General features: G+C 66.3%; 24 protein-coding genes and 1 tRNA gene. 19 read left to right on the top strand and 6 right to left on the bottom strand.

Annotated features, from left to right (window positions below):
• Positions 1 to 49: 49 nt before the first annotated feature.
• The 5 genes from ACN9M4_RS12890 to ACN9M4_RS12870 form a co-directional block, all read right to left on the bottom strand.
• A complete protein-coding gene (locus tag ACN9M4_RS12890; protein WP_426298465.1) occupies positions 50 to 1,093 on the bottom strand; it encodes a M4 family metallopeptidase in 1,044 nt (347 codons plus the stop codon).
• A gap of 167 nt (positions 1,094 to 1,260) precedes the next feature.
• A tRNA-Arg gene (locus ACN9M4_RS12885) sits at positions 1,261 to 1,333 on the bottom strand.
• 141 nt (positions 1,334 to 1,474) lie between these two features.
• The gene (locus ACN9M4_RS12880; protein ID WP_426298463.1) at positions 1,475 to 3,007 is read right to left on the bottom strand and encodes an FAD-dependent oxidoreductase; all 1,533 of its coding nucleotides are present in this window, start codon (positions 3,005 to 3,007) and stop codon (positions 1,475 to 1,477) included.
• Positions 3,004 to 3,876: an FAD:protein FMN transferase gene (locus ACN9M4_RS12875; RefSeq protein WP_426298461.1), complete on the bottom strand. Its 873-nt coding sequence runs from the start codon at positions 3,874 to 3,876 to the stop codon at positions 3,004 to 3,006. Before ACN9M4_RS12875 ends, ACN9M4_RS12880 begins: the two co-directional genes overlap by 4 nt.
• A gap of 5 nt (positions 3,877 to 3,881) precedes the next feature.
• Positions 3,882 to 4,376, bottom strand: coding sequence for an FMN-binding protein (locus tag ACN9M4_RS12870; protein WP_426298459.1), 495 nt, complete (start codon positions 4,374 to 4,376; stop codon positions 3,882 to 3,884).
• Between the two features lie 193 nt (positions 4,377 to 4,569).
• Here ACN9M4_RS12870 and argS point away from each other — a divergent pair, with 193 nt between their 5' ends.
• From argS to ACN9M4_RS12820, 10 genes are all read left to right on the top strand, one after another.
• Positions 4,570 to 6,234, top strand: a complete 1,665-nt coding sequence (gene argS, locus ACN9M4_RS12865) for an arginine--tRNA ligase (RefSeq protein WP_426298457.1) — start codon at positions 4,570 to 4,572, stop codon at positions 6,232 to 6,234.
• Positions 6,235 to 6,238: 4 nt separating this feature from the next.
• A complete protein-coding gene (gene lysA, locus ACN9M4_RS12860; RefSeq protein WP_426298455.1) occupies positions 6,239 to 7,720 on the top strand; it encodes a diaminopimelate decarboxylase in 1,482 nt (493 codons plus the stop codon).
• Positions 7,713 to 9,029, top strand: coding sequence for a homoserine dehydrogenase (locus ACN9M4_RS12855; protein WP_426298453.1), 1,317 nt, complete (start codon positions 7,713 to 7,715; stop codon positions 9,027 to 9,029). Before lysA ends, ACN9M4_RS12855 begins: the two co-directional genes overlap by 8 nt.
• Positions 9,030 to 10,136, top strand: a complete 1,107-nt coding sequence (gene thrC / locus ACN9M4_RS12850; RefSeq protein ID WP_426298451.1) for a threonine synthase — start codon at positions 9,030 to 9,032, stop codon at positions 10,134 to 10,136.
• Between the two features lie 37 nt (positions 10,137 to 10,173).
• On the top strand, positions 10,174 to 11,148 hold the full coding sequence (thrB, locus tag ACN9M4_RS12845; protein WP_426298449.1) for a homoserine kinase: 975 nt from the start codon (positions 10,174 to 10,176) through the stop codon (positions 11,146 to 11,148).
• Between the two features lie 302 nt (positions 11,149 to 11,450).
• Positions 11,451 to 13,541, top strand: coding sequence for a transcription termination factor Rho (gene rho / locus ACN9M4_RS12840; protein WP_426298447.1), 2,091 nt, complete (start codon positions 11,451 to 11,453; stop codon positions 13,539 to 13,541).
• A gap of 259 nt (positions 13,542 to 13,800) precedes the next feature.
• Positions 13,801 to 14,874 carry a peptide chain release factor 1 gene (gene prfA / locus ACN9M4_RS12835; RefSeq protein ID WP_426298445.1) on the top strand — a complete coding sequence of 358 codons (1,074 nt, stop codon included), beginning with the start codon at positions 13,801 to 13,803 and terminating at the stop codon, positions 14,872 to 14,874.
• Positions 14,875 to 14,890: 16 nt separating this feature from the next.
• Positions 14,891 to 15,763: a peptide chain release factor N(5)-glutamine methyltransferase gene (gene prmC, locus ACN9M4_RS12830; RefSeq protein ID WP_426298443.1), complete on the top strand. Its 873-nt coding sequence runs from the start codon at positions 14,891 to 14,893 to the stop codon at positions 15,761 to 15,763.
• Positions 15,764 to 15,775: 12 nt separating this feature from the next.
• Positions 15,776 to 16,594 carry an L-threonylcarbamoyladenylate synthase gene (locus ACN9M4_RS12825; RefSeq protein WP_426298441.1) on the top strand — a complete coding sequence of 273 codons (819 nt, stop codon included), beginning with the start codon at positions 15,776 to 15,778 and terminating at the stop codon, positions 16,592 to 16,594.
• A 50-nt stretch (positions 16,595 to 16,644) separates the two neighbouring features.
• Positions 16,645 to 17,406 (top strand): WecB/TagA/CpsF family glycosyltransferase, encoded by a 762-nt coding sequence (locus ACN9M4_RS12820; protein ID WP_426298439.1) that lies wholly within the window; start codon positions 16,645 to 16,647, stop codon positions 17,404 to 17,406.
• Between the two features lie 7 nt (positions 17,407 to 17,413).
• Here ACN9M4_RS12820 and ACN9M4_RS12815 read toward each other — a convergent pair whose 3' ends face one another.
• Complete coding sequence (locus ACN9M4_RS12815; RefSeq protein WP_426298437.1) at positions 17,414 to 18,310, bottom strand: glycosyltransferase; 897 nt, start codon at positions 18,308 to 18,310, stop codon at positions 17,414 to 17,416.
• A 204-nt stretch (positions 18,311 to 18,514) separates the two neighbouring features.
• Here ACN9M4_RS12815 and ACN9M4_RS12810 point away from each other — a divergent pair, with 204 nt between their 5' ends.
• From ACN9M4_RS12810 to ACN9M4_RS12770, 9 genes are all read left to right on the top strand, one after another.
• On the top strand, positions 18,515 to 19,627 hold the full coding sequence (locus tag ACN9M4_RS12810; protein ID WP_426298435.1) for an MraY family glycosyltransferase: 1,113 nt from the start codon (positions 18,515 to 18,517) through the stop codon (positions 19,625 to 19,627).
• A gap of 117 nt (positions 19,628 to 19,744) precedes the next feature.
• The gene (locus ACN9M4_RS12805; RefSeq protein ID WP_426298433.1) at positions 19,745 to 20,227 is read left to right on the top strand and encodes a hypothetical protein; all 483 of its coding nucleotides are present in this window, start codon (positions 19,745 to 19,747) and stop codon (positions 20,225 to 20,227) included.
• A complete protein-coding gene (locus tag ACN9M4_RS12800; RefSeq protein WP_426298431.1) occupies positions 20,214 to 20,543 on the top strand; it encodes a hypothetical protein in 330 nt (109 codons plus the stop codon). Before ACN9M4_RS12805 ends, ACN9M4_RS12800 begins: the two co-directional genes overlap by 14 nt.
• Before the next feature lie 91 nt (positions 20,544 to 20,634).
• A complete protein-coding gene (gene atpB, locus ACN9M4_RS12795; RefSeq protein ID WP_115788873.1) occupies positions 20,635 to 21,435 on the top strand; it encodes a F0F1 ATP synthase subunit A in 801 nt (266 codons plus the stop codon).
• A 79-nt stretch (positions 21,436 to 21,514) separates the two neighbouring features.
• Positions 21,515 to 21,733: an ATP synthase F0 subunit C gene (gene atpE, locus ACN9M4_RS12790; protein ID WP_115788874.1), complete on the top strand. Its 219-nt coding sequence runs from the start codon at positions 21,515 to 21,517 to the stop codon at positions 21,731 to 21,733.
• A gap of 52 nt (positions 21,734 to 21,785) precedes the next feature.
• Complete coding sequence (locus ACN9M4_RS12785; RefSeq protein ID WP_426298428.1) at positions 21,786 to 22,343, top strand: F0F1 ATP synthase subunit B; 558 nt, start codon at positions 21,786 to 21,788, stop codon at positions 22,341 to 22,343.
• Entirely contained in the window at positions 22,343 to 23,170 is an 828-nt protein-coding gene (locus ACN9M4_RS12780; protein WP_426298426.1) for a F0F1 ATP synthase subunit delta, read from the top strand. Before ACN9M4_RS12785 ends, ACN9M4_RS12780 begins: the two co-directional genes overlap by 1 nt.
• Positions 23,171 to 23,251: 81 nt before the next feature.
• Positions 23,252 to 24,889, top strand: a complete 1,638-nt coding sequence (gene atpA / locus ACN9M4_RS12775; RefSeq protein ID WP_426303469.1) for a F0F1 ATP synthase subunit alpha — start codon at positions 23,252 to 23,254, stop codon at positions 24,887 to 24,889.
• 71 nt (positions 24,890 to 24,960) lie between these two features.
• Positions 24,961 to 25,848 (top strand): F0F1 ATP synthase subunit gamma, encoded by an 888-nt coding sequence (locus ACN9M4_RS12770; RefSeq protein WP_426298424.1) that lies wholly within the window; start codon positions 24,961 to 24,963, stop codon positions 25,846 to 25,848.
• Positions 25,849 to 25,853 lie beyond the last annotated feature (5 nt).

Genomic DNA, 25,853 nt, shown 5'->3' with positions numbered 1-25,853 from the left:
ATCTTCGTGCTGCCCCGGATGCGGAATCCGCTGGCGGCCGGCGCTGGAGTCAGACCTTGACCTTTACAGTTTCCCACGCCTTCAGAACGGCGTCATGCTCGGCGGAGCCGCTGCCGAACAGTTCCTCTGCAGTGGCGATGGTGGTCCTGGCGAACTTGCCGAAGGTGCACGCAGGAGGGAGGGATCCACTGGTCAGGGTTCCGTACCAGATCTGCCCCGGCCCTTCCCAGGCGTTGCCGCCCAGCTCCGATGCCACCAGGTAGAAGGCCCGGTTGGGGATGCCCGAATTGATATGGACCCCACCGTTGTCCGCGGTGGTGCGGACATAGCTGTCCATGGAATCAGGCTGCGGGTCCTTGCCCAGGACCTCGTCGTCGTATGCCGTTCCCGGCGCCTTCAGGGAACGCAGGGCCACGCCCTGCACGGCGTCGGTGAAAAGGCCTTCGCCGATCAGCCAGTTCGCTTCCGAGGCGGGCTGCTTCCGCGCGTATTGCTCCACCAGGACGCCGAAGACGTCGGACATGGATTCGTTCAGGGCGCCCGCCTGGTTCCGGTAGGCGAGGCCGGCCGTGTACTGGGTGACGCCGTGGGCAAGTTCGTGGCCGATCACGCTCAACGACTTGGTGAAGCGCTGGAAGATCTCGCCGTCGCCGTCGCCGAAAACCATCTGGCGGCCGTCCCAGAAGGCATTGTCGTAGAGCTCGCCGAAATGGACCGTGGCATCGAGCTTGAGGCCCTCGCCGTCGATGGAGTTCCGTTCGAAGATGTCGGCGTAGAGGCTGTGGGTATCCCCAAGTCCGTCATAGGCTTCGTCGGCCGCGGCATCCCCGACCGGTGGCATTCCTTCCTTCCGCACCAGCGTGCCCGGCAGGGTTTCGGTGGATGCGGCGTCGAAGATGGTGCGCTTGGGCGGGGCGGGTGGGGCCTGGCGTGCGCTGGGTGGCGTGGCGGGCACCGGGAGGGCGCGGGCGGCCTGCAGGCCCTTGATATGCAGCAGCGATTCCTTCGCGGCCCGCGCGATGGCTCGGAGCCTGGGTTCCGGGCGGGCGGCGAGGCGGCGCAGCATGTACGGAGGAACAATGGAACAGATCATTGGCAAACCCCTTAGCGTCTGGCGGAGCCGGTACGAATCAGCTTAGGAGCGGGCGCCGACAATTTGGCCGCCCGCCACGGGCATGTCCGCCATGGTGCCTGCGCCTGCAACGCAAAAACCCCGCCATTCCTGCGAATGGCGGGGTTTCTGTGTCCTCAAAAGGAATGTGCCCTCGATAGGATTCGAACCTACGGCCTTCTGCTCCGGAGGCAGACGCTCTATCCCCTGAGCTACGAGGGCATCCGGGGTTCCCGTTTCCGGGACGTTGACGAGCTTAGCAGGTCCGCGGGCCGCAGTGAAAAAGCAATGAAAAAACGGCGCGGCGGCCGCCTCCGGCCCCGCAATCAGGTGTCCGGCCTCCGCATAGGCTCCCGGAACTTCTCAGTATCCGGCGAAGGCATCCACCCGGACGCGCCGCGCCCCGGCGTGCCGGGCGGCGCTGCGAAGGGCCTCCACCCGGGTGGGGGATCCGGACACGTACACCGTCCGTTGGGCGATGTCCGGCACCAGCTCCCGCAGCGAAGAGCCGTCAATCCGGACCGTGCCGGCGTCGTGCAAGAACTCCGGGGGCGCGGAACCGTCGGCAAGCCGCACGAGCACCCGCGCACCCGAGGCCGCAAGCACGTCCGGGCACGCCAATTCCTCGGCGCCCGGGGCCAGGTAGAGCACCACGATGTCACGGTCCCGCGCCGCCCCGGACGCCAGCTGGGAAAGGAACGGGGTGATCCCGATACCCGCCGCGATCAGCAGCACGGGCGTCCCGCCGTCGCGCGGCAGCACGAAGTCGCCGCCCACCGCGGTTGCCCGCAAGGGATCGCCGGGCGCCAGCTCCAGCAGGGCTCGCTTCGCCGAGGACAACGGTTCCGCCGTCCCCACCCCGAACGTCAGCTCGCCGGTGCCGGGCGCGCTGCTCAGGCTGAAGATCCGGCGTCGTCCCTTTCCATCGGAGGAAGAGTGCGGAAGGTCAAGTTCCATGTACTGCCCCGGCGTGAAGCGGACGGGACGGCCCGGCGCGAAACGCAGCTCCGTGGTGGTGGGTGTCAGCGGCCGGGATCCCGTGAACACCAGCCTGATGCCGCCGCGCTGGCCGGCGAAGAAGGCCAGCAGGTTGCCCAGCAGCAGTGCCAGCTCGGGGGAGTTCGCCACGAAGCCCAGGTTGTACGGCACCGCGAAGACCACCCCGACTACGGCGGCAAGCGCCAGCTGCTGCCAGCGCCGGGGCGGCAGGGTGAGCGGCTCCGTCAGCATGAACCCGGCGAAGAACAGCAGAGGCCGCTGCGCGAACGGCTGCCAGAGGGCCGCCCCTGGCGACATTCCGGCGCGAAGCAGCTCGCTGAAGACGATCGAGCCCGACACCAGCAGGAAGGTCGAAGCCATCAGCACCTTCCTGGTCCGGTACATGATCAGGGCGACCGCCGGCAGAAGCGCCCACAGCATCGCGGGGGTGGCCGCCCACCAGGTGGCGACATTCAGGCCTGTCAGCGAAACGATGAACGCACCGGCGGCGGCCGGGTTGAAGATGTGCCGCCCTCGGAAGGCCAGCAGGTACTTCGATGCCGAGGCCAGCACGCAGGCCAGCGCCACGCCTGCCAGGTCCGGCCACGCGACCGCGGGCAGCAGATCGCTGGGCCAGAACAGGAAGAAGAGCAGCAGGCCGGTGATCAGGGAGGATTCCGAATGCGGCCGGACGCGGAAGAGCGCGGCGAAGAGGCGGCCGGCCAGGTACGTCAGCCCGATGCAGAGCGCGGCGTGCGCCAGCATGTCCGGCAGGCCGAACGTCAGCCAGCCGAGGGCGTTGAGCACCAGGCTGTATGTCCCGAGGAGCGCGAGCACCCAGAGAATCAGCCTGTACATGGTGAAGCGGCCCAACCAGGTGTCGAGCCGCGATTTGGCGGAGCCGAAGCCAACGGTCATGTGAACAGCGCCCCTTCAAAGCCCTGCGAGCAGTGCGCCCTGCCGTCCGAAAAAACCCTGAGCCAGTCGAATTCGAATTCTTCCTCCAACAGCCGTGGCTCCACAAGGAACAAAGCCGTGGCCAGGGCATCGGCTTCCAAAGTGCTTGCGGCCATCGTCCAGGTGGCGACCACGGTGTCCACCGGCCTGCCGGTGGTGGCGTCCAGCACGTGGTGCAGCCCGTCACCCCAGGCCCGCCGGTTGCTCGCCGAAGCGCACAGTGCCCTGTCGCCGAGTTCGACGACGCCGATCGCCTGTGCGGGATCGTACGGGTGTTCCAGGCCCACCCGCAGCGGCGAGGGCCCGGCGTGGATCATGTCGCCGCTGCCGTCCACCAGGTAATGCGCGATGCCGTCCGCCCGCAGGGTCTCCGCCAGCAGGTCCACCAGCTGCCCCTTTCCGGCGGCTCCGACGTCGAGCACCACCGGCTCGCTGCAGCCCACCGTGCTGCCTTCCCAGTGGAGGACGTCTTCCCAAGGCGGCGCCGGCCGGGCCGGGCCGCGGGGGACCAGGGCGTAGTCCGCCCCGTAGCCGAGCTGCTCCAGGCTCCCGCCGACCAGCGGCGTCATCGAGCCGCCGCTGAGCCGGTGCAAGGTGCGGAACACGGAGCCCAGCCGTTCCGCGTGATCCGGCAGGGTCACCGTTCCGGCCGCCCGCGCCAGTTCAGCGATCCGTGAATCCGGCCGGAAACGGGAGTAGCTGACGTCGTACTCTTCCACGGCCTGCAGCAAGCGGGTGCGCACTGCAGGAGCGAGCGGGGCCGGCGTCGAGATTTGCCAGGCGGTGCCGATGCCGTCAAAGGAGAAGGAATCCCAGCCGGGGTGCGGCATGGCGGCTACTTCGCCTGGGCCTTGATGGATTCGACGGCCTCGTTGAAGCCGCCACTGGTCAGCGAAGAACCCGCTACCTTGGACACGCTGAGCTCATCGAGCTTCTTTCCAACGATCTGGGCGGCGATGCCGTCCTTGAACTCGCCCTGGAACTTCCGGGTATTGGGGTTGGTGGGGTGGGTGGTGATCTCCACTCCGGTGACGGTCCCGTCCGCCAGGGTCAGCTGGACGCCCACGGTTTCGGTGCCGTTGGGCGAGGTGTAGTGGCCGTCCGCGCTGTAGCTGCCGTCCTTGTAGCCGCTGGAGTTGCCGGCCGGATTGGAAGATGCCGGGTCCCCGCTTGCGCCGGAACTACCGGTGGACGGTGTGGCCGACGGCGTCTGCGCGGACGGAGTCTGGGCAGTCGGGGTTTGGGCAGTGGGGGCGCAGGCCGCCACCGCTCCGGCGAGGGAGAGTCCGGCGACGCCGGCGAGGAGGCTCTTGCGAAGTGGCGTGGTCATGGTGTGCTCGTTTCAACTGGACAAGATGCGGGGCAGGGTTGAACTGACAGGGTGCCAAAGCGTTTCATTCCTTTGACGTCCGGACCAGCGTATTGGTTCATGCTGTGCGCAACGGCAGCCGGATCTGTGCCCATGCTGTGACGCCGGCTGTTGCAATTCCTCCACTTGCAAGCCCCGACGGTACGCTAGACGCGTGACTCCCGAAGAACTCTCTGCCGCCATATCCGCCTGCCTGAAAGACGCTGTCGCCGCCGGCGACGTCGCCCTTTCCGAATCCGATCTGCCGGATGACGTGCGCGTGGAGCGACCCAAGAACCGGGAGCACGGTGACTGGGCCACGAACATTGCCCTCCAACTGGCCAAGAAGGCCGGCACCAACCCGCGTGAATTCGCCACGCTCCTGAGCACCCGGCTCAAGGAGATCGACGGCGTCACGGCCGTGGACATCGCCGGTCCCGGCTTCCTGAACATCACCGTGGACGCTGCCGCCGCCGGCGCCCTGGCCAAGGTGATCGTGGAAGCCGGAAGCTCCTATGGAAGCAACCAGGCGCTGGCCGGCCACGTGGTCAACATGGAATTCGTCTCGGCCAACCCCACAGGCCCGCTGCACATCGGCCACACCCGCTGGGCCGCGCTCGGCGATTCGATCGCCCGCGTGCTACGTGCCTCCGGTGCCGACGTCACGGCCGAGTACTACATCAACGACGCCGGCTCCCAGATGAACGTCTTCGCCAACTCCGTGCTGTCCCGCCTGCACGGCCGTGACGTTCCGGAGGGCGGCTACCCGGGCCAGTACATCGTCGAACTCGGCGATGAGGTCCTCAAGGCCCACCCGGCCATCCGCGAACTCACGGACGAAGCCGCCCTGCCGGTCATCCGCCAGGCCGCCTACGAGGCCCAGATGGCGGACATCAAGGCCACGCTCGCCGAATTCGGTGTGTCCTTCGACGTCTACTTCTCCGAGCAGGACCTCCACGATCACGGCGCCATCGAATCCGCCGTCGCCCGCCTGCGCGAGCAGGGCCACGTGTTCGACAAGGACGGCGCCGTCTGGCTGCGCACCACGGACTTCGGCGACGACAAGGACCGCGTGATGATCCGGGCCAACGGCGAACCCACGTACTTCGCCGCCGACGCCGCCTACTACCTGTCCAAGAAGGACCGCGGCTTCCCCGAGAAGATCTATCTGCTGGGCGCGGACCACCACGGCTACATCAACCGCCTCAAGGCCATTGCCGCCTGTGCCGGCGACGACCCGGAAACCAACATCGAGGTCCTTATCGGCCAGCTGGTGTCGGTCAACGGCGCCAAGCTGTCCAAGCGTGCCGGCAACATCATCGAGCTCAAGGACCTCATCTCCTGGCTCGGCACCGACGCCGTGCGCTACTCCCTGGCCCGCTTCCCCGCTGACTCGCCGCTGACCCTGGATCCGGAACTGCTGAAGAAGAACAGCAACGAGAACCCGGTGTTCTACGTCCAGTACGCCCATGCCCGTTCGCGCGGCACGGCACGCAACGCGGCCGAGGCCGGCGTCGAACGCCAGGTGAACGGCGAGGACGCCTTCGACGCCTCGCTGCTGGACCACGCCACGGAGAACGAGCTCCTGTCCTACCTGGGCAGCTACCCCTCGATCGTGGCCAAGGCCGCTGAGTTCCGCGAACCGCACCGGGTGGCCCGCCACCTGGAAGTGATCGCCGGCGCCTACCACCGCTGGTACGACGCCTGCCGTGTCTCGCCGCAGGGCGAAGAACCCGTCCGCGACGTGAACCGCACCCGCCTGTGGCTGAACGACGCCACGAGCCAGGTCCTCGCCAACGGCCTCGGACTGCTGGGCGTCTCCGCGCCGGAACGGATGTGATCGCGTGACCGCAGAAACCGCAGCATCGCCCCTCGCCCCGGAATGGCTCGCCGTGCCGGCGGACTTGAACGCGCTTCACGCCCCCATGTGGGCGGCGGGCGTTGAACGGAACGACGCCGGCGAGCTCGCCATTGACGGCATTCCCGTCAGCGAGCTCAAGGCCAGGTTCGGCACCCCGCTTTTCGTGATGAGCGAAACCGACTTCCGCGCCCGGGCCCGCGCCTTCAAGGACGCCTTCGACGCCGCCTTTGCAGACATCTGCGGGGGAGTGGACGTCTATTACGCGGGCAAGTCCTTCCTGTGCACGGCTGTCGCCTCCTGGGTTGCTGAGGAGGGCCTGCGCCTGGACACCTGTTCCGGCGGCGAGCTCGCAGTGGCCGCCCGCGCCGGGATCGATGGCGCGAACCTCGGCCTGCACGGCAACAACAAGTCCGACGCCGAGATCAACCGCGCCCTGGACATGAAACTCGGCCGGATCGTCGTGGACAGCCTGGACGAACTCGAACGCGTGGCCAAGATCGCCTCCGCCCGCGGCGAGGTGGCCAAGGTGATGCTGCGCCTGACCCCGGGCGTGCACGCCCACACGCACGAGTTCATCGCCACCGCCCACGAGGACCAGAAGTTCGGCCTCTCCATGGCAGAGGACTCCACCGAGGAGGCAGGCCTCTCCGCAGCGGAGGAAGCCGTGGCGGCAGCCACCGCCTACCCGAGCGTGGAACTGCTTGGCCTGCACTGCCACATCGGCTCGCAGATCTTCGAACCCGAGGGCTTCGCCCTTGCCGCCGAAAAGCTGCTGGCCTTCCTCGCGGCCATGCAGTCGAAATACTCCATCACCCTGCCGGAACTGGACCTTGGCGGCGGCTACGGCATCGCCTACACCCCGGTGGACACGCCCCGCCCTGCGGCGGAGATCGCGCAGGCAATGGCCGCCGTCGTGCGTTCCAGCTGTGCGGAACTGGGCATCAAGGCCCCGCGCATCTCCATCGAGCCCGGCCGTGCGATCGTCGGCAGCAGCACCTTTACCCTGTACGAGACCGGCACCCTGAAAACGGTGCGCGTGGACGCCCCGGCGGCCGCCCTTGCCGGTGCCGCCGGCGGCGAAAACGTTACGTTCCCGCGCCGCTATGTGTCGGTCGACGGCGGCATGAGCGACAACGCCCGTCCGGTGCTCTACGACGCGGATTATTCGGCCGTTCTCGCCTCCCGGACGTCCCTTGCCGAACCGCAGCTGTCCCGAGTGGTGGGCAAACATTGCGAGAGCGGCGACATAGTTGTTAGAGATGTATATCTGCCCGCGGATGTGGCAGCCGGTGATTTGCTCGCAGTACCGGGTACCGGCGCCTACTGCTGGGCCCTCTCCAGCAACTACAACTACCTGGCCCGGCCGGGCGTCGTCGCTGTGCGCGGCGGGGCAGCCCGGTGGATTGTCCGCGGGGAAACCGAAGAAGATCTGTTGAACCGCGACATGGGAGTGGCGAATGTCTGAAGTGCGCACCTTGAAAGTGGCCCTGCTGGGTTGTGGCAACGTCGGGGCACAGGTGGCGCGGATTCTGCTTGACGACGCCGAGGCCTTGGCCGCCCGCAGCGGCGCCCGCCTGGAGCTCTCCGGGATTGCCGTGCGCAACCTCGATGCCAAGCGCGACGTCGAACTGCCGCGCGAGCTGTTCACCACTGACGCCGACACCCTGGTCAAGGACGCCGACCTCGTCATCGAGCTTCTCGGCGGCATCGAGCCGGCCCGCTCCCTGATCCTCACCGCGATCGAGAACGGCGCCTGCGTCGTCACCGGCAACAAGGCCCTGTTGGCGCAGGACGGACCCGCCCTCTACGAAGCCGCCGACAAGGCCGGTGTACAGCTGTCCTACGAGGCCGCCGTCGCCGGTGCGATCCCGATCCTGCGCCCCATCCGCGACAGCCTCTCCGGCGACCGCATCACCCGCGTGCTCGGCATCGTGAACGGCACCACCAACTTCATCCTCGACCAGATGGACACCACCGGCGCCCAGTTCGCCGACGCCCTGGCCGAGGCACAGCGCCTGGGCTACGCGGAAGCGGACCCCACCGCCGACGTCGAGGGCCATGACGCCGCCGCGAAGGCCGCCATCCTGGCCTCGCTGTCCTTCCACACCCGCTTCGCCCTGGAAAACGTCCACTGCGAAGGCATCACCAAGGTCACCGCGTCGGACATCGCCTCGGCGAAGGAAGCCGGCTTTGTCATCAAGCTGCTCGCCATCGCCGAGAAGCTGGTGGACGCCGACGGCGGCGAGGGCGTTTCGGTGCGCGTGCACCCCACGCTCCTGCCGCGCGAGCACCCCCTGGCGGCCGTCCGCGGCGCCTTCAACGCTGTCTTCATCGAGGCGGAGAACGCCGGCGAACTGATGTTCTACGGCCAGGGTGCCGGCGGCACCCCGACGGCCTCGGCAGTGCTCGGCGACCTTGTGTCTGCCGCGCGCCGCCTCGTGCTGGGCGGCCCCGGCCGCACCGAAACCACCACCGGCCACGTCCCTGCGCTTCCGGTGGAAGCCTCCGAGACCAGCTACTACATCGGCCTCGACGTCGCCGACCAGGCCGGGGTGCTGGCCCGGATCGCCCACATCTTTGCGGAGAACGGCGTCTCCATCGAGATCATGCGCCAGACCATCCACCGTGACGCCGCTTCGAACATCGAGTCGGCCGAACTGAAGATCGTCACGCACCGTGCATCCGAAGCCGCACTCGCGGCAACCGTCGAGGCCGTCAGGGCCCTCGACGTCATCAATTCCGTCACATCCGTACTGCGGGTAGAAGGGGTCTAAGTGGCTCACCAATGGCGCGGGGTAATCCGCGAATACGCTGAACGTCTGCCTGTCACGGAAGCCACCAAGGTCATTACCCTCGGCGAGGGCGGCACCCCGCTGGTCCACGCGGAGAAGCTGTCCGAGCTCACCGGATCCCAGGTGTTCCTCAAGGTCGAAGGCATGAACCCCACCGGGTCCTTCAAGGACCGCGGCATGACCATGGCCATGACCGCAGCCGTCGAGGCCGGGGCCAAGGCCGTCGTGTGCGCCTCCACCGGCAACACCTCCGCCTCCGCCGCGGCCTACGCCACCGCTGCCGGCCTGAAGTGCGCCGTCCTGGTTCCCGAAGGCAAGATCTCCATGGGCAAGCTCAGCCAGGCGATCGCCCACGGTGCCACCCTGCTGCAGGTCGACGGCAACTTCGACAACTGCCTGGACATCGCCCGCAAGCTGGGCGAGTCCTACCCGGTGTTCCTGGTGAACTCGGTGAACCCGGCCCGTATCCAGGGCCAGAAGACCGGTGCCTTCGAAGTGGTTGACGCCCTGGGCGACGCCCCGGACATCCACGTGCTGCCCGTCGGCAACGCCGGCAACATCAGCGCCTACTGGAAGGGCTACAAGGAGTACTCCGCCCCCTTCGAGTCCGCCACCGCGGGCACCCTGCCGGCCGTGTCCACCAAGACGCCGGTCATGTGGGGCTTCCAGGCTGCCGGCGCCGCGCCCTTCGTCGCAGGCCACCCGATCACGGAGCCGGACACCATCGCCACCGCCATCCGCATCGGCAACCCGGCGTCCTGGGACACCGCCGTCGCCGCACGCGATGAGTCCGGCGGTCTGATCGAAGCCGTGACCGACGAGGAAATCCTGGATGCCCACCGCTGGTTGTCCTCCAAGGAAGGTGTCTTCGTAGAGCCCGGTTCCGCCGCCGGCGTCGCGGGCCTGATCAAGAAGCACGCCGCAGGCGAGGTGCCCACTGGCAAGACGATCGTCATCACTGTCACCGGACACGGCCTGAAGGACCCGCAGTGGGCCCTCCGTACTGCCGACGGCAGTGAAGTTCAGCCCGTCAAGGTGCCGAACGACGTCGTCACCGTGGCAAGCGAGCTGGGCCTGGACGCCCGCTAGGCTCCGGACGCTAAACAGGACTGGAAGAAAACAAAGAGTGGAAACGACGCAGCCCGTCGCGGGCGAACTTACGACGCTCGCGGCGGGGCAGCAGCTGACCGTGCGGGTTCCCGGGACCAGCGCCAACCTCGGCCCCGGGTACGACAGCCTCGGACTCGCGCTGTCCATCTACGACACCCTGACCGTGGAAACCCTGGACAACGGAGAGCTCGAATTCGAGCTCTCCGGCGAAGGCGCGGACACGCTGCCCCGCGATGCCAGCCACCTCGTGGTCCGCGCTATCAACGCAGCGCTTGAACGCCTCGGATTCCGCCACAACGGCCTGAAGATCACGGCCGAGAACGTCAACCCGCACGGCCGCGGCCTCGGTTCCTCCGCCTCCGCCGTCGTCGCCGCCGTCACGGCCGCAAATGCGCTGGTTCCCGAGGACTCGCAGCGCAGCCGCGAGTGGATCCTGCAGCTGACCAGCGAGATGGAAGGGCACCCGGACAACGTCGCTCCCGCGATTTTCGGCGGACTGGCGCTGTCCTGGCAGGACAGCGAGCAGTACAGCAGCGCGCGGGCCGACGTCGTTCCTTCCGTCATCCCGGTGGTGGCGGTTCCGGACTACGAACTTTCCACCGAAACCGCCCGCGGCCTGCTGCCCGCCTCGGTGGGCCACCACGCGGCGGCCATGAACTCCGGCCGGGCCGCCCTGCTGATCCATGCCCTCACCAAGGCCCCGGAATTCCTGCTGCCGGCTACCGAGGACTACCTGCACCAGAGCTACCGGGCGGAGGCAATGCAGCCGAGCGCGCAGTTGATTGCGGCACTCCGTTCGGAAGGGTACGCCGCCGTTGTGTCCGGCGCCGGTCCCACTGTTCTGGCCTTGGCCAACGGTGAAGAGGAAGCCGCAGCCGTCGTTTCGCGGATTTCGCGCTTCGCTGCGGACAACACACCCGGCGTCGCCTGGCGCGTGCTGACGCTGGCAGTGGACGTTGAAGGTGCTAGAGTGGAACTGCACCGGCGGTAAACCGCGGGCAGTTCCCTGACATTGGACCCTGGCAACAGGTACGTTCCATCGTCCACTGTGTCGAAGTCCCTGCCGGTGTCGTCTCCTTTTCGGCCTGTCGCAGGCATTGCAGATCGACTCTGTTTCCTTCAGCGCCAGCCCGTGCCCCGCATTCCGGGGCATCGAAGACGTCATCAAATTCGGGCCTTGCTGGCTCAATAAGCGGCAAGGCCGACATCCCGGCTGCAGATCTGAACTGCAGTCCAGAACACATCATCGCGCCCGGCTCCAGTCCGGGCGACGTCGAGGGGGAAGGATCCTTCGTGACAGAAACCACTGAGCTGGCTCCAGCTGTGGACACAAACTCAGCCGCCGCACCCGCCAAAAGCAGCGGCCTTGCAGGGCTCAAGCTTGCACAGCTGCAGGCCCTCGCCAGCCAGCTGGGCATTTCCGGCGGCTCCCGGATGCGCAAGGGAGACCTCGTAGCGGCAATCTCCGCGCACCGTGCCGGCGCAAGCGCCAGCAAGGCCCCGGTGAAGACCGAGGCCAAGGCCGAGGCTCCCGCCAAGGCCGAAACCAAGACCAGGACGGCCGCGAAGGCCGCCGCAACCGCCGCGGAGCCGGCCGAAGCCGTTGCTCCGCAGGAAAGCGCGGCACCGGAAGGTACCCGCGCCCGTACCCGTGGCCGCAGCCGCCGCGCAAGCAGCGACGGCGTTGTTGCCGCCCCGGCAGCAGAAGCCGCCGAGGCCGCGGCACCCGCCGCCGTCGTTGAAGCGGCAGCACCCGTTGCCGCTCCCGCAGAGGGCGCCGAAGCAGCCGGCGAGCGTCGCCAGCCGCGCACCCGCAACCGCCGCCGTGGCGAAAGCGCCACCTCTGCCGAGACGGCCGAGACCGCTGAAGCCCGCCCGGCCGAGCTGGCACAGAGCGAGCGTCAGCCGCAGGGTGAGCGCCAGGCGCAGAGTGAGCGTCAGCCGCAGGGCGAGCAGCGCCGCACCGAGCAGCCCGCTGAAGGCGGCGAGGGCGCACAGCGCGAACGCCGGGACAACAACCGCAACCGCCGTGACGAGAACGACGGCGAAGAAGGCGGCAGCCGCCGCAGCCGCCGCAACCGCCGCGACCGCAACGATCGCGGCGAGCAGAACGACCGCCGCGAAACCAACACCCGCAGCGACCGCTTCCGCGACCGCAACGAACGCCGCCGCGGCCGCGCCCAGGGCCCGGATGTCGACGACGTCGAGGTCACCGAAGACGACGTCCTGCTGCCGGTCGCCGGCATCCTGGATGTACTCGAGAACTACGCGTTCATCCGCACCTCCGGCTACCTGCCCGGCGCCAACGACGTCTACGTCTCGCTGGCCCAGGTCAAGAAGTACAGCCTGCGCAAGGGCGACGCCGTCGTCGGCGCGATCCGTGCCCCGCGCGACGGCGAGGACCGCAACCAGCAGTCCGCCCGCCAGAAGTTCAACGCCCTGGTCCGCGTCACTTCCGTCAACGGCAAGACCCCGGAAGAGCTCAAGGACCGCGTCGAATTCGCCAAGCTCGTCCCGCTGTACCCCTCCGAGCGCCTGCGCCTCGAGACCGACCCCAAGAAGATCGGTCCGCGTGTCATCGACCTCGTGGCCCCGATCGGCAAGGGCCAGCGCGGCCTGATCGTCTCCCCGCCGAAGGCCGGCAAGACGCTCATCCTGCAGTCCATCGCCAACGCCATCACCACCAACAACCCTGAGGTCCACCTCATGATGGTGCTCGTTGACGAACGCCCCGAAGAAGTCACGGACATGCAGCGCACCGTCAAGGGCGAGGTCATTGCCTCCACCTTCGACCGTCCCGCCGACGACCACACCACCGTTGCCGAGCTCTCCATCGAACGCGCCAAGCGCCTCGTGGAAATGGGCATGGACGTGGTGGTCCTCCTGGACTCGATGACCCGACTGGGCCGTGCCTACAACCTGGCAGCACCGGCTTCCGGCCGTATCCTGTCGGGTGGTGTGGATTCCGCCGCCCTGTACCCGCCGAAGCGCTTCTTCGGTGCAGCCCGCAACATCGAAAACGGCGGCTCGCTGACCATCCTGGCAACCGCCCTCGTGGAGACCGGTTCCAAGATGGACGAGGTCATCTTCGAAGAGTTCAAGGGCACCGGCAACATGGAGCTCCGCCTGTCCCGCCAGCTGGCAGACAAGCGCATCTTCCCGGCCGTGGACGTCAACGCGTCCGGTACCCGCCGCGAAGAGAACCTGCTTTCGGCCGAGGAAGTCAAGATCATGTGGAAGCTGCGCCGCGTCCTCTCCGGACTCGAAACGCAGCAGAGCCTTGAACTGCTGACCAACAAGATCCGGGAAACCGGCAGCAACGTCGAGTTCCTCATGCAGGTGCAGAAGACGACGCTGGGCGCTAAGTCGGATAACGACAAGTAGCTGCGTTTACCGCTCAAAATATGCCGGCCCCGCCCCTCCGCCGGGGTGGCTTTGGATCTGCGATCCAGAGCCACCCCGGCTACGGCAGGCCCGAAGCCACTCCCGGGCCGGCATATTTTGAGCGGTCGTTGGTTTAAAGAGAATTCCTGGCCTACAGCAACGCGGGGTCGGATACGGCCCATCCGGGCCCTCGGAATGGGCCGTAAGTGACCCCGCGTTGCAGTCATTAGACTTGTGCAAGTCGAAAGAGGTTTGAGAGATGTTTGAGTCCGTACAGGGATTGCTTGATGAGCATGCTGCCATCCAGGCGCAGCTGAGCGATCCTGCCGTTTATGCCGACCAGTCCCTGGCGCGGAAGCTGGGGCGCCGCTCCGCGCAGCTGCAGGGCATCGTGGAGGCGTACAACAGGTGGCGCGGTCTCACCGACGATCTCGAAGCTGCCAAAGAGATGGCTTCCGAAGATCCCGACTTCGCCGCCGAGGTGGAGCAGATCGAGGAAAAGCTTCCGCTCGCGCAGGAGAAACTGCGGCGCCTGCTCATCCCGCGCGACCCGGACGACGCGCGCAACGTCATCATCGAGGTCAAGGGCGGTGAAGGCGGTGAGGAAGCTGCGCTCTTCGCTGCCGACCTGCTGCGCATGTACACGCGGTACGCCGAAGCCCGCGGCTGGAAGACCGAGCTTATCTCGTCCACGGAATCGGACCTGGGCGGTTACAAGGACGCCCAGATGGCCATCAAGGGTTCCTCCAACGACCCCGCCGAAGGCGTGTGGGCCCGCCTGAAGTTCGAAGGTGGCGTGCACCGCGTGCAGCGCGTTCCCGCCACCGAATCCCAGGGCCGCATCCACACTTCCGCGGCCGGCGTGCTGGTGTTCCCCGAAGTGGACGAGCCCGAAGAGATCGAGATCAACCAGAACGACCTCAAGATCGATGTCTACCGTTCCTCCGGCCCCGGCGGCCAGTCCGTGAACACCACTGACTCCGCCGTGCGCATCACCCACCTGCCCACGGGCATTGTGGTCGCCATGCAGAACGAGAAGTCCCAGCTGCAGAACCGCGAAGCCGCCATGCGCGTGCTCCGGGCCCGCCTGCTGGCCCACCAGCAGGAGCAGCTTGACGCCGAAAGCGCCGAGCACCGCAAGTCGCAGATCCGCACCATGGACCGCTCTGAGCGCATCCGTACCTACAACTTCCCGGAAAACCGCATCGCGGACCACCGCACCGGCTACAAGTCCTACAACCTGGACGCCGTCATGAACGGTGACCTGGAACCGGTCATCCAGTCCGCCATCGAGATGGACGAGCAGGCGCGCCTGGACGCCCTCGGCGAGTAGCGCCGGGCCGGATCCGATGGCTTTTGAGAGCGGGCAGAGCCTCGCGGACGCCGTCCGCGAGGCCACTGTCGTCCTGAGCGATGCCGGCGTGCCCACGCCGCGCGTTGACGCCGAACTCCTCGCAGAGCACCTTCTCGGAGTCGGCCTCGGCCGGCTGCGGGCGATGCTGCTGGGCGACGCCCCGGCGCCCGAGGGCTACGGCGAACTGGTTGCCGAGCGCGCCAGCCGCGTGCCGCTCCAGCACATCACCGGCGTCGCGCATTTCCGCTACCTGACGCTCGCCGTCGGGCCCGGTGTCTTCATTCCGCGTCCGGAAACGGAATCAGTCGTCCAGCTCGTGATCGACCGGCTTGCCGGAGTGGACCGCCCGAAAGTGGTGGACCTGGGCACCGGTTCGGGAGCAATCGCCGCCTCGATCGCCCACGAAGTGCCGGGCGCCGAAGTCCACGCCGTCGAGTTCAGCGCCTTCGCGCATGCCTGGGCAGAGAAGAACCTGCAGCCACTGGGCGTCAAACTTGTCCACGGAGATCTCCGCGACGCGCTGCCCGAGCACAACGGCAGCTTCGACGTCGTGGTTTCCAACCCGCCGTACATCCCGGCCGAAGCCATCCCGAACGAACCCGAAGTGGCGCTGCATGATCCTCCCGAGGCGCTGTACGGCGGGGGAGCCGACGGCATGGAGCTTCCGACGGCGGCCGCGGCCTCCGCGGCCCGCCTGTTGAAGCCGGGGGGCTACTTCGTGATGGAGCACGCCGAGGTACAAGCCGGATGGATTGCCGGGCACCTGCGCGAGGCAGGGTGCTGGACGGATGTCACCTCGCACATCGACCTCAACGGCAAGCAGCGGGCGACGAGCGCGGTCCTGTCACCGGGCACCCCGCGGGAGTGAAAGAATAACGCAGTGACCACTAGCTACGACTGCACCTCAGAGGAAGCACGCGCGGATGGCATCGAACACGCCCGGCGCGCCATCAGCGAGAAGAAATGCATCGTGATGCCTACGGACACCGTGTACGGCATCGCTGCTGATGCCTTTTCGCCGCAGGCAGTGACCATGCTGCTCGTGTCCAAAGGCCGCAGCCGGCAGATGCCGCCGCCGGTGCTGATTCCGCGCCTTGGCGCTCTGGACGGCCTCGCCACGGAGGTCTCCGACGAGGCCCGCAAGCTGGCAGAAACCTTCTGGCCGGGCGGACTGACGCTGATCTTCCACGCCCAGCCTTCCCTGGACTGGGACCTCGGCGAAACCCGCGGCACTGTGGCCCTGCGGATGCCCGACGACGAGATCGCCCTCGAACTGCTCAACCGCACGGGCCCGCTGGCGGTCTCTTCCGCGAACCGTACCGGCCAGACGGCAGCCCGCACCGCGGCCGAAGCGCAGGAGCAGCTCGCCGAGTCCGTGGAGGTCTACCTGGAAGGCGGGCTGCGGCCCGTCGACGGGGAAGAAGGCGTGCCTTCCACGATCGTTGACGCCACCGCGCTGCCACTGCGCGTGGTGCGGGAGGGGGCCGTTTCCCTCGAACAGCTCCGGCAGCTGGTTCCCGGCGTCCTGGCCCTGGGTGAGGTCGCGCCCGAACCCATGCCCGAAGCCGAAGAGGTGCCCCCGCCCCCGGAAGAGCCCGAGGAAGCGGCACCTGAAGACGTGGCCAGCGAAGGCCCTGAGCCGGAAGCCGAAAAGACCCAGCCGGGCAATGCACCATCCAGCGGGCCTGCTGCCGGATGACTCCTGGAAGGGCGCATGGGGGCCGGATGGCCCCGGACGGGGTGGACCACATGGACTTGAGCAAGGACCGGGTCCCCTTCCTGGACGTGGACGTCACCGCGCTGCGGGTGGACGAACTCCTGGAGGTGCTCGAGGTCTTCCTCGCCGAAGACCGCGCCAGGCTCGTCGTCGGCCACAACCTGCACAGCATCACTTTGCTGCATTCGCGGCCGGACTTCCGCGCCCTCTATGAGCGCAGCGACGTGATCCTCCTGGATGGGGCCCCCGTGGCCATGCTGTGGGGCAAGGCCCACGGCCGGCGGGGACGGAGCGCCGCCATGGCCTACCGCTTGGGTTCCACCGACTGGCTGCCCGAACTCGGCCGGCTGCAGGGACTGGAGCGCATCGCCGTCATCGGTGCCGGCGCCGACGCCAATGCCAAGGCGGTGGAGAAGCTGCGCGGCATCGTTCCAGGTGCCGAGGTCACCGGCCGGCCCGGCGAGGCCTGGGATGGGGCCAAGGAGGAAGCCGCCGTCGCATGGCTCGCGGAATTCCGGCCCCAAATGGTGCTGCTCGGGCTCGGCATGCCGTTGCAGGAGTCGGTGCTCCTGCGCCGGCTGGATCAGCTTCCACCTGCGGTGTATGCCGCCGTCGGCGGTGCCATTGAGCAACTGGGCGGCGTCCAGAAACTCGCGCCGCGCTGGCTGGGGCGGCTGGGGCTGGAGTGGGCCTGGCGCCTGCTCCTGCATCCGGGCCGGGTTGCCTACCGCGTATTCGGCGAGCCCTGGGTCCTGCTTGGCCTCCTGCTGCGGAAGCGGATCCTGGGGCGCTAACGAGCCGTCAGAATTTCTGCTGGTCCAGCGGGCCAAAGCCCTTGCCGCGCAGTCCTGCGGAGAAAGCGCGGAACCATTCCGCGAGCCCGCGGAAATCGCCCCGTGGGAGGAAATAGCCGAGGTACCCGCCGACGTCGGCCACAAGGGACTTCACGCGACGGTACCGGCGGATGAGGTAGCCGCGGTTGCGGTAGTAGAAATAGCGCTTGAAGGCGCCTTCCGGGACGATCACATGCCAACGGGCCCCGAAGACGTGCTTCGTTTCGGAGAAGGCGTGCGGATGGCTGATCGACGCCGTCGCCACCGTGCCGAAGCGGATGCCCGCTTTGCGCAGGCGGATCATGAAGTCCACCTCGTCGCCGCGGATGAACAGCCGGATGTCCGGCACCCCCACTTTGAAGAAGACATCCGAACGGATCAGGGCACCGTTGAAGAAATGCCCGACGTCGGGCAGGAACCCCGCCTTTTCGACCTCGGCGCGGTCGTGGGTCACCTTGCCGTCGATCCGGAAGAAGAAGGACAACTTGTCCGGCTGCCCGGGCGCCAGCACCAGCGGCACCACGGCGTCGAGTTGGCGGGATTCCGCCTCGCGCAGCAGGGTCTCGAGGCAGGCAGGATCGGTGGGTTCGGCGTCGTCGTCCATGATCCAGACCCACTCGGCGCCGCTGGCCACGGCTTTGAGGATTGCCAGGGCGAAGCCGCCGGCCCCGCCCAGGTTGGCCTCGGAGCGCACATAGTCGACGTTCGGATGCTTCGCCGCAACGTCACGGGCCGGGGCGGTGCCGCTGTCCACCAGGCAGATGGCCTGGACCGGGGCGCTCTGGGCCTGGATCGCGTCGAGCAGTGTTGCCAGCTCGCGGGGGCGGTCGAAAGTCACGGCGGCAACGGCAACCGGCACGGGCATTGGGGGATCCTTCCGGAGCGGCGCAGAGTGGCAACCGGCTCGCCTTGAGGGTGCGAGTGCCGGAGCACGGCTGCTGTTGCCGCTAGTATCTTGGACAGAGTCCAACTGTAGTACAGCAATATCCGGCGGTGCGCAGGGCGTTGCGGGCACATCCCGCAACGCATCGCAAGGGCGCAAACCATCACCGTCTTCAGGAGCCGCCACGTGATCATGTACTCCCTCATGATGCTCACGGCTGCCGTGGTGGCGTATCTGACCACCTGGGGCGCGCGGCTCCTGGCGAAGAAGATGCGGCTGTTCGGGCCGATCCGCAGCCGCGACATGCATTCGGTGCCGATCTCCCGCCTGGGCGGACTGGGCCTGTGTGCCGGCTTCGCCGTCGCCTTGGTGGTGGCCAGCAATTCCTTCTTCGTCAAGGACATCTTCCGGGGCAATGCGGCGCCCTGGGGAATCCTTGCCGGCGTCCTGGTGATCGTCGCCGTCGGCCTCGCAGACGACCTCCTGGACATCCGCTGGTGGATCAAGCTGATCGGGCAGGCACTGGCCGCGACCGTGGTGGCTGTGTGGGGTGTGCGGATGACCGTGATTCCCTTCATCCCCGAACCCATCCATATAGAGTCCGAAGCGCTGCGGATCGTCGTCACCGCCCTGCTGATCGTCACCACCATGAACGCCGTCAACTTCATCGACGGCCTGGACGGCCTTGCCGCGGGCGTTGCCGCCATCGGGGGAGTGGCATTCTTCCTGACCGCCTACTGGGTGCACCGCAATGCGGTCCTCCTGGACCGCTCCGACCTTGCGGCCCTGCTGATGGCCATCCTCGTGGGCTGCTGCATCGGCTTCCTGCCGCACAACTGGTTCCCTGCCCGGATCTTCATGGGGGATTCCGGTGCCATGCTGCTCGGCCTGGTCATGGCCTCGGCCGGTGTCGTCTCCACCGGACAGATCAGTTCCGGACTCTACGATCGCGTCAACGGTATTCCCACGATCATCCCCATCCTGCTGCCGTTCGCGATTCTTTCGCTGCCGCTGCTGGACCTGGGCCTCGCCGTCGTCCGCCGCACGGCCCGGGGACAATCGCCCTGGTCGGCGGACCGCGGCCACCTGCACCACAAGCTGATCGAACTCGGCCACTCGCACCGCACGGCCGTGCTGATGATGTACGTCTGGACTGCCATCCTGGCCTTCGGCGGCCTCGCCTTCGCGATCTTCCCGTGGCAGGTCGTGCTCACCATCGACATCGCAGCGGCACTGGTCATGGCCGTCGTCACGGCGTGGCCGTACTTTGCGCGCAGGGGCAGCCGGACCCGCCAATGACGGCGCGTTAACATCACAGTTCTATCTCATGTAGAATTCTTGGTGCGGGCAGTCACTCGCACGCGCACCCACCCTCTTTGAGACCTGGCATCCCCTGCCTCGACGATTGGCATCCCCATGACTTCCAACGCCGATGGACATCAGTCCAAGCAGTTTGGCGTTGCCGTCGGCGGAAGCTCATTGTGGCTCAGGCTCCTTGTCCTGAGTACGACGGCGGCTGTGCTGGCCCTTGCTGTCACTGCGGTCATTGCCGCGGTCCTGAATGGCGGCCAGGGCGCGTTGTCCGTCGCCTTCGGTGGTGCGCTGGTAATCGTGTTCTTCGCGATCAGCCTCCTGATCGGCCACTTCGTCGGACGTAACAATCCCTCCGGCGCAGTGGGACTCTTCGTGGCCACCTACTTCGTCAAGGTTGTCGGCTTCGCCGTCGTCCTGTTCGTCTTCGGTGCCCCTCCGTGGCTGCACGGCCGCTGGTTCCTGATCGCCGCGGTCGTCACCGTCATCGTGTGGCAGGCCGCCGAGATCCTGGGATTCAGCAAGGCACGCCTGCAGATCTACAACGACCCCTCGCCCAGCGAAGGAGGCCACGATGGCAAAGCCTGAACACGAACACCGGAAGTCCGTTCCGGCCCCCTCCGGCTCCGGCAATTCCGACGACGCAGCCAACGACGGAAACGACGGCGGATACAACGCCGGCATCGCCGTCTTCAGCTACATCGTCGGCGGAATCATTGTCTGGAGTTTGATAGGGTGGGGACTGGATTATCTGTGGGGGACCCGCTGGATTGTGCTCCTAGGCGCTCTGCTTGGAGCCGCAGGGGGGTTTTACCTTTCCCATATGCACGGCCTCACCCGTCAAGGCTCTCCTTCGGGTGGGAACAAAGCAGGCCGCGGTCCGTCCCAGGACGGGGCACAGTAATGCCAAATAATTTCACACGGGAAGTGGCCGCCGGCAACGCGGACCGATTCTCACCAAAGCCCAATGATGGACACTGCAGAGAGGAAACGCGTTGATCGCGCTTGCGCTCCCGGCCCAGGATTCAGGGACCTTCACCCCTCCCGGAATCGACGAAATGCACCTGCCGGCTATCCTGCCGTGGGGTGCGCACGAAGGATTCTCCAAGCAGATGCTGCTGGTCATCCTGTCGGTCGTCATTATCGCCACCTTCTTCATCCTTGCTGCACGCAAGCAGCAGCTGGTTCCCGGCAAGCTGCAGTTCGCGGGTGAAATGGCCTACGGCTTCGTCCGTAACAGCATCGCCAAGGACATCATCGGCGGCCGTGACTTCATTAAGTACGTCCCGCTGCTGTTCTCCCTGTTCTTCTTCATCCTGGTGAACAACATCTACGGCGCCATCCCGTACATCCAGCTTCCGAGCTTCTCCCACGTTGGCGGCGCCTATGTGCTGGCAGCCATCGTGTACGTCACCTGGATCGGCATCGGCCTCAAGAAGAACGGCATCAAGTACTTCAAGCTCGCAACGGTTCCGTCCGGCGTGCCATGGTACATCCTGCCGATCGTCGTGCCGATCGAAATCATCTCCAACTTCCTGGTCCGTCCGGTCACCCACAGCCTCCGTCTCTTTGCGACGATGCTCGCCGGCCACCTGATCGTCATGCTCGCCGGTTCCGGCATCGAGTTCCTCGTGATGCAGGAGAACGTCCTCCTCAAGGGCGCTTCCGTGCTGGTCCTTGTCGGCGCGGTCGCCATGTACATGCTGGAAGCCCTGATCATGGCGCTGCAGGCGTACGTTTTCACCCTGCTGACTGCGATCTACATCGAAGGCGCACTGCACGCCGACAGCCACTAAGGCACCCACAGACTTCCCCTTCGGGGGATGAAGCAAACCAAACAACCTGCCACGAACGTGGCATCTTGAAAGGAAAAAAATGGAAGGCTCCATCAACGGCTCCCTCAACCTCATCGGCTACGGCCTCTCCGCAATCGGCGGTGGTATCGGTGTGGGTCTCGTGTTCGCTGCCTACATCAACGGTGTTGCCCGTCAGCCTGAGGCCCAGCGCGTGCTGCAGCCGATCGCATTCCTTGGTCTGGCCCTGACTGAAGCTCTCGCCATCCTCGGCCTGGTCTTCGCTTTCGTTCTTCGCTAAACCTGCTGAACCAAGCGAACAATCAGTAACGAGTAGATAGGACGGGTGAAATATGAATCAGCTGATCATCTCAGCCGCCACTGAAGGCGAGGAGTCCGCATCGCCCCTTACTCCCAATGTCTGGGAGATGGGCGTCGTTCTCGTCGGCTTTGCTGTCCTCCTGTTCATCGTGGTCAAGTTTGTTGTCCCGATGTTCGAGAAGACCTTCGCAGAGCGCGCCGAAGCGATCGAAGGCGGCATTGCCAAGGCTGAAAAGGCACAGGCCGAAGCTTCTGCAGCTCTCGAGGAATACAAGCAGCAGCTCACCGATGCCCGCGCCGAAGCCAACCGGATCCGTGAGGAAGCCCGCGGCGAAGGTGCGCAGATCCTTGCCGACCTGAAGGCCAAGGCCGCTGCCGAGTCTGCGCGCATCACCGAGCAGGCTCACGCCCAGATCGAGTCCGAGCGCCAGGCGGCTGTTGTTGCCCTGCGCTCCGAGGTGGGCACCCTGGCCACGACCCTGGCAGGCCGCATCGTGGGCGAAGCGCTCAACGATGACGAGCGCTCCGCCCGAGTGGTGGACCGCTTCCTGGCAGATCTGGAGTCCCAGAACGCAGGTGCAGCTAAGTAATGGCAGGTGTATCGAGCGAATCGCTGACCTCGGCGCTGGAGCAGCTGGAAGCCAAGCTTCCGCTCGCCTCGCTGCAGTTGGCTAGGGAACTCTTCGGAATCCTGGGAACGGTAGACAGCTCGGCTGGCTTGCGCCGCGCCCTGACTGACCCCTCCCGCAGCGGAGAAGAGAAGTCGGCGCTGGTCAAGCAGCTGTTTGGCGGGAAAGTCTCCGCTGATGCTGCGGAAATCATGTCCGGACTGGCCAGCTCGCGCTGGGCAGCCGCACGTGACATCGGCGATGCACTCGAGACTCTTGCCGCCACGGTGGTCATCGCCGTGGCTGAAAACAAGTCGGCCGTTTCTGCCTCCGGAATCACGGGGCTGGAAGGGCTGGAGAACGAACTGTTTGCCTTCAAGCAGGCCGTTGCTTCCAGCCACGATGTACAAGCTGCTCTGGCTGAGCCGCAGGCTTCCGCTGCAGCGAAGGTTGCTCTTGCCGGAAAACTGGTCCCGGGCGCCAGCGAGGAAGCCAAGCTCCTCATTGGCCAGGCGGTGTCCCAGCCGCGCGGGATCAAGGCGGTAAAGCTCGTCGACAGCTTCGCGGCACTCGCCGCCAAGCGCCAGCAGCGCTGGATTGCGACCGTCAGCGTCACCCGTCCGCTGACGGAAACGCAGGCCAGCCGCCTGCAGGCCGGGCTCGATGCCCTCTACGGCCGTGAACTGAAGGTCAACGTCAACGTTGATCCGGCGTTGATCGGTGGAATCCGGGTCCAGGTGGGTGACGAAGTGCTCGACGCTTCGGTCGTGGCCCGCCTGTCCGAACTCCGCCGGCAACTCGCCGGCTAGCCGGACAAGAACAACTAACTGATACAAAACCCGGTCATCGTGACAACGATGATCACGAAAACAGGAGAGCAGGGACTGCAGATGGCCGAATTGACCATCAACGCCGACGACGTCCGTGATGCGTTGAACGAGTTCGCGGCGTCCTACGAACCCGGTAACGCAGAGCGCGTAGAGGTTGGTCGCGTGACCGCCGCAAGTGACGGCATCGCCCGTGTTGAGGGTCTTCCCTCGGTCATGGCGAACGAGCTGCTTCGCTTCGAAGACGGCACGCTGGGCCTCGCCCAGAACCTCGACGTCCGCGAAATCGGTGTCATCATCCTCGGTGACTTCACCGGTATTGAAGAAGGCCAGGAAGTCCACCGCACCGGTGAGATCCTGTCCGTTCCGGTGGGCGACGCCTTCCTCGGCCGTGTTGTGGACCCGCTGGGCCAGCCGATCGACGACCTCGGCGAGATCAAGGCTGAGACCACCCGTGCACTGGAACTCCAGGCTCCGGGCGTGACCCAGCGCAAGTCGGTGCACGAGCCGATGCAGACCGGTCTCAAGGCAATCGACGCCATGATTCCGATCGGCCGCGGCCAGCGCCAGCTGATCATCGGTGACCGCCAGACCGGCAAGACCGCCATCGCCGTGGACACCATCATCAACCAGAGGGCCAACTGGGCTTCGGGCGACGTGCAGAAGCAGGTCCGCTGCATCTACGTGGGTGTCGGCCAGAAGGCTTCCACCATCGCCGCTGTCCGCCAGACCCTGGAAGACCACGGAGCCCTGGAGTACACCACGATCGTGGCCTCTCCGGCATCCGACCCGGCCGGCTTCAAGTACCTGGCTCCCTATGCCGGTTCCGCCATCGGCCAGCACTGGATGTACGCCGGCAAGCACGTCCTGGTGATCTTCGACGACCTGTCCAAGCAGGCCGAAGCCTACCGTGCAGTGTCCCTGCTCCTGCGCCGTCCGCCGGGACGCGAAGCCTACCCGGGCGACGTCTTCTACTTGCACTCCCGCCTGCTGGAACGTTGTGCCAAGCTCTCCGACGAGCTCGGCGCAGGTTCCATGACCGGCCTGCCGATCGTGGAAACCAAGGCCAACGACGTCTCCGCCTACATTCCGACCAACGTCATCTCCATCACGGACGGTCAGATCTTCCTCCAGTCGGACCTCTTCAACGCCAACCAGCGTCCCGCTGTTGACGTCGGTGTGTCCGTCTCCCGCGTGGGTGGCGCGGCCCAGGTCAAGTCCATGAAGAAGGTCTCCGGTACCTTGAAGCTGGACCTGGCCCAGTACCGCGACATGCAGGCCTTCGCGATGTTCGCATCGGACCTGGACGCAGCTTCCCGCCAGCAGCTGACCCGCGGCGCCCGCCTGATGGAACTGCTCAAGCAGGGCCAGTACTCGCCGTTCCCGGTCGAGGACCAGGTTGTCTCCATCTGGGCAGGCACCAACGGCTACCTGGACGACGTGCCGGTTGAGGACATCAACCGCTTCGAGTCCGAGTTCCTGGAGCACCTGAAGCACAAGTCCTCCATCCTGACCACGCTGGCTCAGACCAACGTCCTGGATGACGACACCGTTGAGGCGCTGAAGTCTTCGATCATTGACTTCAAGAAGGGCTTCTTCGGGGAAGGCGACAACCGTCTGGTTGGCGCCGGCCACGAAGAGCACGAAGCGATCTCCGGCGGCGAAGTCGACCAGGAAAAGATCGTCAAGCAGAAGCGCTAGTTCCGTTGACCGGGCCGGCCGGAGCGCAAGCTCCGGCCGGCCCGGCACCGGGATCTTAGGAAAGGATAAGTATGGGAGCCCAGATCCGGGTCTACCGCCAGAAGATCTCCTCGACGACGTCGATGCGCAAGATCTTCAAGGCGATGGAGCTGATCGCTACCTCGCGCATCGGTAAGGCCCGCGCCCGCGTTGCAGCTTCGCTGCCGTATGCCAATGCGATTACCCGTGCCGTTTCTGCTGTCGCGAGCCAGAACGAAATCGACCACCCGCTCGTCACCGAGCCGGAGCAGATCCGCCGTGCCGCCGTCCTGGTCATCACCTCTGACCGTGGCCTGGCCGGTTCCTACTCCGCCAGCGTGCTCAAGCAGGCCGAAGGACTCAACGAACTCCTCCGTGCTGAAGGCAAGGACGTCAAGACCTACGTGCTCGGCCGCAAGGCCCAGGCGTACTTCGATTTCCGCAGCCGCCCCTACGCCCGTGTTTGGACCGGCGGAACGGACGCACCGGAGTTCGCGACGGCGCAGGAAATCGGCGCTGCCCTGCTCGAAGAGTTCGCCACCGATTACGCGGAAGGCGGCGTGGACGAAATCCACGTTGTGTACACCCGCTTCAAGTCGATGGTGACGCAGGAACCCACCGTGGTCCGCCTTCTTCCCTTGGAAGTCGAAGAGCAGGCGGTCAGCGAGTCGGAACTGCTGCCGCTGTACGAGTTCGAGCCGGAAGCCGAGCAGGTCCTTGATGCACTGCTTCCGCGTTACATCGAGTCCCGCATCTTCGCAGCGATGCTGCAGGCCGCAGCATCCGAGCTCGCTGCCCGCCAGCGCGCGATGAAGTCGGCCGGTGACAACGCGACCGAGCTGATCAAGAAGTACACGCGACTGCGGAACACGGCCCGCCAGGCTGAAATCACGCAGGAACTGTCCGAGATCGTGGCCGGCGCCGACGCCCTCAGCGCGTAACCGGT

Source organism: Arthrobacter sp. R-11 (assembly GCF_049913155.1).
In the GTDB taxonomy this organism is placed as follows: Bacteria; Actinomycetota; Actinomycetes; order Actinomycetales; family Micrococcaceae; genus Arthrobacter.
Note: the sequence above shows the minus strand (reverse complement) of the source record. Positions and strands in the feature narration are given on the sequence as shown.

Excerpts from the sequence above, each read along its gene's own strand:
- ACN9M4_RS12890 (WP_426298465.1), bottom strand. The coding sequence starts at position 1,093 with ATGATCTGTTCCATTGTTCCTCCGTACATGCTGCGCCGCCTCGCCGCC.
- ACN9M4_RS12880 (WP_426298463.1), bottom strand. The coding sequence starts at position 3,007 with ATGACCGTTGGCTTCGGCTCCGCCAAATCGCGGCTCGACACCTGGTTG.
- ACN9M4_RS12875 (WP_426298461.1), bottom strand. The coding sequence starts at position 3,876 with ATGCCGCACCCCGGCTGGGATTCCTTCTCCTTTGACGGCATCGGCACC.
- ACN9M4_RS12870 (WP_426298459.1), bottom strand. The coding sequence starts at position 4,376 with ATGACCACGCCACTTCGCAAGAGCCTCCTCGCCGGCGTCGCCGGACTC.
- ACN9M4_RS12855 (WP_426298453.1), top strand. The coding sequence starts at position 7,713 with ATGTCTGAAGTGCGCACCTTGAAAGTGGCCCTGCTGGGTTGTGGCAAC.
- prfA (WP_426298445.1), top strand. The coding sequence starts at position 13,801 with ATGTTTGAGTCCGTACAGGGATTGCTTGATGAGCATGCTGCCATCCAG.
- prmC (WP_426298443.1), top strand. The coding sequence starts at position 14,891 with ATGGCTTTTGAGAGCGGGCAGAGCCTCGCGGACGCCGTCCGCGAGGCC.
- ACN9M4_RS12820 (WP_426298439.1), top strand. The coding sequence starts at position 16,645 with ATGGACTTGAGCAAGGACCGGGTCCCCTTCCTGGACGTGGACGTCACC.
- ACN9M4_RS12815 (WP_426298437.1), bottom strand. The coding sequence starts at position 18,310 with ATGCCCGTGCCGGTTGCCGTTGCCGCCGTGACTTTCGACCGCCCCCGC.
- ACN9M4_RS12805 (WP_426298433.1), top strand. The coding sequence starts at position 19,745 with ATGACTTCCAACGCCGATGGACATCAGTCCAAGCAGTTTGGCGTTGCC.
- ACN9M4_RS12800 (WP_426298431.1), top strand. The coding sequence starts at position 20,214 with ATGGCAAAGCCTGAACACGAACACCGGAAGTCCGTTCCGGCCCCCTCC.
- atpE (WP_115788874.1), top strand. The coding sequence starts at position 21,515 with ATGGAAGGCTCCATCAACGGCTCCCTCAACCTCATCGGCTACGGCCTC.
- ACN9M4_RS12785 (WP_426298428.1), top strand. The coding sequence starts at position 21,786 with ATGAATCAGCTGATCATCTCAGCCGCCACTGAAGGCGAGGAGTCCGCA.
- ACN9M4_RS12780 (WP_426298426.1), top strand. The coding sequence starts at position 22,343 with ATGGCAGGTGTATCGAGCGAATCGCTGACCTCGGCGCTGGAGCAGCTG.
- atpA (WP_426303469.1), top strand. The coding sequence starts at position 23,252 with ATGGCCGAATTGACCATCAACGCCGACGACGTCCGTGATGCGTTGAAC.
- ACN9M4_RS12770 (WP_426298424.1), top strand. The coding sequence starts at position 24,961 with ATGGGAGCCCAGATCCGGGTCTACCGCCAGAAGATCTCCTCGACGACG.